The organism is Roseiarcus sp., from assembly GCF_049514155.1.
Taxonomy (GTDB): Bacteria; Pseudomonadota; Alphaproteobacteria; order Rhizobiales; family Beijerinckiaceae; genus Roseiarcus.
The window spans coordinates 1-8,220 of the sequence record NZ_JBEKVH010000180.1 but is presented as its reverse complement, the minus strand read 5'-3'; the positions used below and the strand labels follow the sequence as shown (position 1 = coordinate 8,220).

The following is an 8,220-nucleotide window of genomic DNA, read 5'->3' as shown; positions in this document are numbered from 1 at the left end:
GCCTCGAGCACGGCGAGGCCCGCGGGCGAGTTCAAGAGCGAGGCGAACGGCAACAGCAGATTCGCCTGGGTGGAGCATAACGTCGGCGGCTGCGTCGTCGGCGCGCACTGCGAGGTCTGAGCGAGCGTCGCACCCGGCGCCGCCAGCGCGACGAGCAGGGTCGTCCACCACAGGCGGCGCAGCGGCGCCGCAAGCTCCAAGCGGATAAGCCCAGCGACTGCCCGCGCGAAGACGAGCGATTTTGCGCGAGCTGGCATTGAAACGCCCCCCATGTTTTCGACGCGGTGGCGCTAGAACGAAGACTCGAGTCCGACCGTGGCGCCCTGGAAGAGCACGTTTGAGCTGCAGTTGACGCCGAGCGCGCGCGCGCTCACCGGAGTCAAGGGAGAAGCTGGAGAGGGCGAAGTTGTGTAGGTCTCCCGGATCTGTCCGGGCGCCAAAGCGACGCCGTCGAGCCACAGGGCTTCATAACCGACCTTGAGCGCAAGCCCCTTGGCGAGTTGATATTTCACCTGCAAGTCGGCTTCGCCGACGAAGGCGGCCGCGTTGGTCGTGGCTTGCGCCGTGTACAGCTGCTTCGCCATGCTGACTACAGTTGTCTGTTCGGCGTTGTTGTCGAAAACGCCGGCCTTGATCACTCCATCGATCGAAAACCGCCCAAGCTCCAGCAGTTTGGCGTCCACGCCGATTTGGGCGCCGTATAGATTATTCTTCGTGTTCGCCTGCCAAAATGGCGGGTAAATTCCCGCCGTCCCACCTGGGTAGTAGAGAGGGGAACAGGAAGGAAGGTTATTAAGTGTGTTTAAATAACAATACTTTTTCCAATCCGGCGAGTTGCGATCGGCCGGGGTCAGCCAGCCGACGAGCTCGTCGTTCAGCTGGAGCCAGCGGAGTCCCAGCACGGTGACCCGAGGGGAAAGATCCAGCCGCGCGTTGGCCTCGGCGCTATAAAGGTTGGTGGCGTCTTTCCAGGCCATCCCTTGGTATGGAAAATCCTGGGTCTGCCAGAACGAGCCGGGGGCGTACATGACCAGCCAGTCCGCCGTATTAGGGGGGCCGGTGGGGCCGACCGTCTTGGTGGCGCTCTGGGTGAAGATGTTGAAATACGAGAACTCGACGCCGTAGCCGGATTCGTCGTGATACGTCACACTGACTTTCGGACGTCATGCTGCCCGGCAGGAGTCCAACGAGCGGCTGATTTGCGCCGCCGGTACGGCCCAAGACGATCGCTTCGGTCGAGAACGTCCATCGCGGCGCGCTTTGCGGCGGGTCGACCGGCTTCTGGGCGGACGACGCGAACGACCCGTCGCTCCCCGCCGGCCAGCCGGCAAAACTCTCTTGCGCTCCGGCCGCCCCGACGGTCAGGAGCGGCGCGGCGAACAGAGAACACAAGAAGCAAGCGGCGACAAACCCAGGTCGACGCCGAAACGACACAAGACATGTTCTCATGCGACCGCCCCCTCGACGTGGCCACACGCTTCGGTCGCGCCTTGGTCTTCCCAGCCGCTATTCTGGGGATCCCCTAACTGTCACATCGATTCAACCGCGCTTAGACATCAACGTACTCCGACGTGATTGATTCGTTTCGCCGTTCAAGCAAACCGGGGCGCGACGTGTTGCCGCGCTCGCCTTGGCCCGACGGTGTTTATCCGCCCGCAGCTGAGCCGGATTCGGATTCTCGGTCCGCGCGAAGCTGGAAGACTCTCGTTTGGCCTTCCCGGCCGAACGAGAAATCTTCGGTTCTGATCAGTCCTGGCGGATCCGGGAGGACAAGACGTCGATATCCGTGGCCTGAAAAGCCGCCAACAAGAATGGTTTCGCCCTCCTGAACCCCATCCGCCGCAAGCGGGATATTGGCGCAGCCGTCGCGAACGGTAACCGAATGTGAGGTTGTCCGCTTTCGGGAACCGTCTCATCGACCGGGACGGCCGTAGTGGGCGCAAACCGTTCGTCCAAACTGACCCACGATCTGGAAATCTCCGCCGCGACGCGCCATGCTGGCCGCGGACCCGCCACAAAGGACCCGCCCGTGCCCATCGTCCTCGATCGTCAGGGTTACGCGCTGCCGCGCGCCGGCGCCGACGAAATCGAAATCTTCGCCGTCGGCGACATCCACGGCCGCAGCGATCTGCTCGCCGCGCTGCTCGACGAAGCAGCGCGCGAGCCGCGCCGCGCGTTGCGTCGCGTCGTCGTCCTGCTCGGCGATCTCGTCGACCGCGGCGCCGACAGCCTCGGCGCGATCGATCTGGCGCTCGCGGCGGCGCAGCGCGCCGAGGGCGACGAGACGGTCGCGCTGATGGGCAATCACGAGGCGATGATGCGCCTCGCCCTCGACGCGGCGACGCCGCGCGCCGACGCGATCGATGCGCTTCAGACCTGGATCGCCAACGGCGGCGACCACACGCTCGCCGAATTCGTGCGCTTCTCCGCCACGCCCGCCGATCTCGACGACCTGCTCAGCGACGCGCGCCAAAGCCTGCCGGCGCGCGTCGCCGACTGGCTCGCGAGCTTGCGGTCGCACTGGCGCTCCGGCGGCCTCCTGTTCGTTCACGCCGGCGTCAACCCCGGCGTCGAGCTCGAGAGCTTCCTTGCCGAGCCGTGGAATGCGCCGCTGGCGACGCTGGGCGGCGACCAGCACTGGGCCTGGGTGCGCCGGCCTTTCCTTTCCGCTGCGCCGGGGCCGCAGGGATACGGGGGCTATTTCGTCGTCCACGGCCACACGCCCAACGACCTGAGGCCCGACCCGTCGCCCGCCGACCAGATCCGCCGCTTCCGTCTCAACCTCGACTCCGGCTCGGTCATGACCGGCGTCGCCACGATGGCGATTTTCCGCGGCGCGCGCGCCGAAGTCGTGACGGCGCGCGGGCCGTCCGGCTGGGCCATGGGCGCGTGAGCGCGCGCCGGCCGCCGGCGCCCGTTAGGGCTTCCCGGCGCCCCCCTTTGACGCTATGAGGCGGGCGGCAAGCGGCGGGATCGGTCACGCCCTTGGCCAGTCGGAGATCCGCTCGAGCGCCATGAAGAACGTCGATGGACTGCTGCAGAAGGGCGTGGCGGCGCTGCAAAGCGGCCGTCTGCGCGACGCCGAGCGTTGCTTTCGCCAGGCGGTCGAGATCGCGCCGCGCCATTTCGGCGCGCTCAACCTGCTGACGGTCGCGTTGACCGGATTGGAGCGCTTCGACGAGGCCGAGGCCTTCGCCGAGCAGGCGCTGCGGATCGACGCTTCCAGCGATGCGACCCATTACAATTACGGCACCGTGCTCAAGCACAACAACAAGCTCGAGCAGGCGATTGCGGCGTTCGACGCGGCGCTCGCCATCAACCCGCGGCACGCCAAGGCGCTCAACAATCGCGGCGCCGTTCATTCGCAACTCGAGCGCTACGAGGAAGCGATCGCCGATTTCGATCGCGCGATCGCCTTGGACCGGCGCTACGGCGACGCCTATTACAACAAGGCCAATGCGCTCGCCGCGCTCAAGCGCCGCGAGGAAGCGCAGCGCGCCTTCGAGTTGGCGTTGTCGTTGAACCCGCGCCACGCCGGCGCTTACGCCAACCTCCTCATCCTGTTCAACGCGCTCGGCGAATACAACAAGGCGGTGGAATGCGGACGCCGTTCGCTCGCGATCGAGCCCGATTCCGCCGACGTCCTTCTCAATCTCGCCACAGCCGAGTTGGGGCGGTCGCAGCGCGAGGCGGCCCTGCGCTGGCTTGGCGATCTGCTGGCGAAGTCGCCCGACAATATCCTCGCGCTCAGCATGCATGTGGAAATTCTCGTCAGGTTCGATCGTGACGACGAAGCGCACATCGACGTCGAGCGACTGATGACGCTGACGCCGCGCGACACGAAGGAGAGCGTGCAGAAGGAAAGCGCGATCTCCACCTACCTGCTGTCCGAGGGGCGCTACGAAGAGGGGATCGCCGCGCTGGATCGCGCCATCGCGTTAGGGGGCGAAACTCAGGACGATTTGCGCGCCAAGCGCGCCGGCGTCATGGAAACGTTCGGCCGACAGGACGAGGCGAGGGCGGCCTTGGACGAGGCTTTGGCGCTCAATCCCACCTCGTCGAGCGCGATGACCGGGCGCGCGGAACTGGTCAAGTTCACCGCCGACGATCCGACGATCCCGGCGATGGAGGCGCTGCTGGCGCCGGAGAAGGGCGAAACCTACGCCTCCCGGATGGTGCTGAATTTCGCGCTTGGCAAGGCCTACCTCGATCTCGGCGACTCGCCGGCGGCGTTCCGTCATCTGGACGAAGGCAACCGGATGAAGCGCGCGATCGCGTCCTACAGCGCCGCCGCGACCGAAAAGTTCTTCGCCGAGGTCGCCGCCGCTTTCCCCCCCGCGCTGCTCGACCGGCTCGCCGACCAGGGGTTGCGGTCTCCGGCGCCGATCTTCATCGTCGGCATGCCGCGCTCGGGCACGACGCTGATCGAGCAGATCCTCGCCGCTCACCCGGCCGTCCACGGCGCGGGCGAACTCCGTTGTATGCGCGCCGTCGTCGAGCAGATCGGCGACTTTCCCAAGGGGGTCGCGGCGCTGGACGCCGGCGCGCTGAAGCGACTGGGGCAAAGCTATCTGTCGCGCGTCGAAGCGCTCGCCGGCGGCAAGCCGCGCGTCGTCGACAAGGCGCCCGGCAATTTCATCAACGCCGGACTGATTCGCCTCATCCTTCCCGACGCCAAGATCATTCACGCGCGCCGCGATCCGGTCGACACCTGCCTTTCCTGCTACACCAAGCTGTTCGCCGACTCGCTGAACTTCACTTACGACCTGACCGATCTCGGCCGATATTGCCGCGACTATCTGAAGCTGACGGACTATTGGCGCGCGGTTCTGCCCGCCTCGCATTTCCTCGAGGTCGACTACGAAGCGGTGGTCGACGACATCGAGGCCGAGGCGCGGCGCATGCTCGAATTCCTCGACTTGCCTTGGGATCCGGCCTGCCTCGAGTTCTATCGCGTCGAGCGCCCGGTGCGCACCGCCAGCGTCAACCAGGTTCGCCAGCCGATCTACCGCTCGTCGAGCGGCCGCTGGCGCAAGCACGCCGACGCGTTGCAGCCGCTGCTCAAGACGCTCGAAATCGAGACCGCCTAGCGGGCGGCGATGCGCGAGGCCGAATCGGCGGCCACGCGCGGCGCATTCGCGCAGGGGGCTTGTTGGCGATGCGAACCTGGATCAAGGACCCGCTGGCGATCCTCGCCGAGGCGGCCGAACGCGGAATCGTGGTCGAAGACGGCCGCATCGTCGAAACCCTGGCGCGCGGCGCCGAGCCGCGAACGCCGGTCGACGCCATCTTCGACGCCTCCCGCCATGTCGTGCTGCCCGGGCTGGTCAACGCCCACCATCACTTTTACCAGACGCTGACGCGCGCACACCCGGCGGCGATCAATCGCGAATTGTTCGACTGGCTGACCGCGCTCTATCCGATCTGGGCGCGCCTGACGCCGCGCGACCTCCGTCTGGCGGCGCGGCTGGCGCTGGTCGAATTGCTGCTCTCCGGCTGCACCACCGCCGCCGACCATCATTACCTCTATCCCGCCGGGCTGGAGAACGCCGTCGACATCGAGGTCGAGGAAGCGCGCGCGCTCGGCGTGCGCATGACGGTGACGCGCGGCTCGATGAACCGCTCGCAGAAGGACGGCGGCCTGCCGCCCGACTCGGTGGTTCAGGACGCCGATGCGATCCTCGCCGACAGCGAAAGGGTGCTGAAGCTGTTCCATGATCGCAAGCCCGGCGCGTTGATCCGCGTCGCGCTCGCGCCGTGCTCGCCGTTCTCGATCGACCGCGAACTGATGTGCGAGACGGCGCGGCTCGCGGAAAGCTACGACTGCCAGCTTCACACCCATCTCTGCGAGACCGCGGACGAAGAGCGCTTCTGCCTGGCGATGTACGGCGTGCGGCCGGTCGAGCTGCTGGAGGAGGCCGGCTGGATGTCGCGAAGGACCTGGCTCGCCCACGGCATTCATTTCAACGCCGACGAAATCAAGCGGCTCGGCGCGGCGGGGGTCGGCGTCTGCCATTGCGCCGCCTCCAACATGGTGCTCGCTTCCGGCGTCTGCCCGACCTGCGAGCTCGAGGCGGCGGGCGCGCCGCTCGGCCTCGGCGTCGACGGCTCGGCCTCGAACGATTCCTCCAACATGATGGAGGCGGTTCGCCACGCGCTGATGATCGGCCGCCTGCGCTACGGCGCGGCCGCGATCACCCATCTCGACGCGTTGCGCTGGGCGACCGAGGGCTCGGCGCGCTGTCTCGGCCGCGACGACCTCGGCCGCGTCGCCCCCGGCCTGCAGGCCGATCTGGCGCTGTTCCGGCTCGACGAGCCGCGCTTCTCCGGCGCGCACGACCCGCTGGCGGCGCTCGTGCTGTGCGGCGCCCATCGCGCCGACCGGGTGATGGTCGGCGGGGTCTGGCGGGTCGTCGACGGCGCGCCGGTCGGCCTCGATCTGGCGGCGCTGGTCGCCGAGCATCGCCAAGCGGCGCGCGCCTTCGCCTGAGGGACGACGTGACGCGGGAAGCGCGACTTGACGCGCGCGGCGGCTTCCCGTTCCTTGCGCCGCCGGCGGCGAGGGGAGGCGCCTGCGGCGCCCTCTCGCGTTTTGCTAAGGAGCTGACATGGCGGCGTTGATTGTGTTGTTCGTCGCGTCGCTGTGGGCGGGCGGACAGAACGCGCTCGCCGGCGGCGGCTCGTTCATCACCCTGCCGTCGCTGATGTTCACCGGCATGGACGCGCGCGCCGCCAACATCACTTCGACCGTGGCGCTGTTTCCCGCCCAGATCGTCACCGGCTACACCGGCCGCGCCGGCGCGCAAGGCGCCGAAGGCCTGTCGCTGAAGGCGCTGTTCGTCATCAGCCTCGCCGGCGGGGCGGTTGGCGGCGCGATCCTGCTCGCGACCCCGCCGAGCTTCTTCGCCCATCTCGTGCCGTGGCTGGTGCTGTTCGCCACCGCGTTGTTCGCCTGGGGCAGTTTCCTGCGCCGGCAGCCTGAGCCGGGAGAAGCCAGCCTGCCGCCGTGGGGCGCTGGGCTGGCGCAGTTCGGCATCGCCGTTTACGGCGGCTATTTCGGCGGCGGCATCGGCCTGTTGATGATGGCGGCGCTGACCATGGCGGGACTGGCGGTGCGCGCCGCCGGCGCGACCAAGAATGTGCTGGCCGGCGTGATGAACGCCTCGGCGGTGGCGCTGTTCGTCTTCTCGCACGACGTCCACTGGACGCAGGTCGCCGTCACCACGGTCGGCGCCTCGATCGGCGGTTGGCTCGGCGCGCTGATGTTGCAAAGGGTCAACGAGAAGGCGTTGCGCGTCGGTGTCGTGGTGATCGGCGTCGCGCTGACGATCGGCCTGTTCATCAAGGCGCCGTAGGGGGCTGTGTTGCGCCATGCGGCTGACGGATGGCCTCGCCGGCTCGGCGGCAATTCAATCTCGTCGGGGACTTGACGAGAAAAGAGGATTTTGTCGGGAATTCCGTTTAGAAGGCCCTTTGGTGCGACGCTAGGAACCCCGCAAGAGAGGCGATGTTTCATGTCTCGCTTTTCTGATCCGCTTTGGGTCGTGACTTCGTATTACAACCCGGCGGGTTACAGGCGTCGCCTGCAGAATTTCAAGACCTTTCGCCGGCGCCTCAATGCGCCGCTAATGGTTGTGGAGCTTGCCAAGGCCGGGCGCCATCAATTGAGCAAGGACGATGGGGACATCGTTCTGAGCCTGACGGGCGACGACCGAATTTGGCAAAAGGAGCGCCTGCTTAACATCGGCATCGCGGAACTGCCCCGCCACGTCGAATATGTCGCGTGGGTCGATTGCGACGTAATCTTCGAAGATGAGAATTGGGTAGACGCGGCGAAAACGCGGTTGGACAAGAACGGAGGATCATTGCAATTATTTGATACATCAATTCATCTGCCAAGAGAAATTGATGTGCCCACTTTATCGCGACAAATATGTAGAGAATCCGTACCCATTCTCACTGGCGTATCTGTCGCCTGTGCGGTCAGGTCTTCGGTATTTGACGGAAACAAGCTGAAACTTAGCAAACCTCGATCTGAGTTTGATGACGCCAGCTACTACCGGGCTATCGATCAGCACAATTGCCACGGTTTTGCTTGGGCTGCGCTTCGCACGACAATCGAAGAATGTGGTCATTACGATCGAAATATCGTCGGAGGCAGCGACGCTGTTCACGTGTTTGCTGGGTTATCTAACCTTAACGACTACTTTTTGCTTCGAC

Annotated in this window: 7 protein-coding genes; 5 read left to right on the top strand and 2 right to left on the bottom strand. The window is 66.1% G+C overall.

The window, feature by feature from the left end; all coding sequences use genetic code 11:
- The coding region (locus ABSF49_RS18905; protein ID WP_424114192.1) for a hypothetical protein at window positions 1–257 on the bottom strand (257 nt) is incomplete at its 3' end.
- A gap of 33 nt (window positions 258–290) precedes the next feature.
- Window positions 291–1,148, bottom strand: coding sequence for a BBP7 family outer membrane beta-barrel protein (locus ABSF49_RS18900; protein ID WP_424114191.1), 858 nt, complete (start codon window positions 1,146–1,148; stop codon window positions 291–293).
- An 881-nt stretch (window positions 1,149–2,029) separates the two neighbouring features.
- Here ABSF49_RS18900 and ABSF49_RS18895 point away from each other — a divergent pair.
- The 5 genes from ABSF49_RS18895 to ABSF49_RS18875 form a co-directional block, all read left to right on the top strand.
- Window positions 2,030–2,893 (top strand): metallophosphoesterase, encoded by an 864-nt coding sequence (locus tag ABSF49_RS18895; RefSeq protein WP_424114190.1) that lies wholly within the window; start codon window positions 2,030–2,032, stop codon window positions 2,891–2,893.
- Window positions 2,894–3,014: 121 nt separating this feature from the next.
- Entirely contained in the window at window positions 3,015–5,090 is a 2,076-nt protein-coding gene (locus ABSF49_RS18890; protein ID WP_424114189.1) for a sulfotransferase, read from the top strand.
- 68 nt (window positions 5,091–5,158) lie between these two features.
- Window positions 5,159–6,490, top strand: a complete 1,332-nt coding sequence (locus tag ABSF49_RS18885) for an 8-oxoguanine deaminase (protein ID WP_424114188.1) — start codon at window positions 5,159–5,161, stop codon at window positions 6,488–6,490.
- A gap of 118 nt (window positions 6,491–6,608) precedes the next feature.
- A complete protein-coding gene (locus ABSF49_RS18880; RefSeq protein ID WP_424114187.1) occupies window positions 6,609–7,355 on the top strand; it encodes a sulfite exporter TauE/SafE family protein in 747 nt (248 codons plus the stop codon).
- Between the two features lie 159 nt (window positions 7,356–7,514).
- Window positions 7,515–8,220 (top strand): hypothetical protein (locus ABSF49_RS18875; RefSeq protein WP_424114186.1); only part of this gene is annotated, 706 nt, incomplete at its 3' end.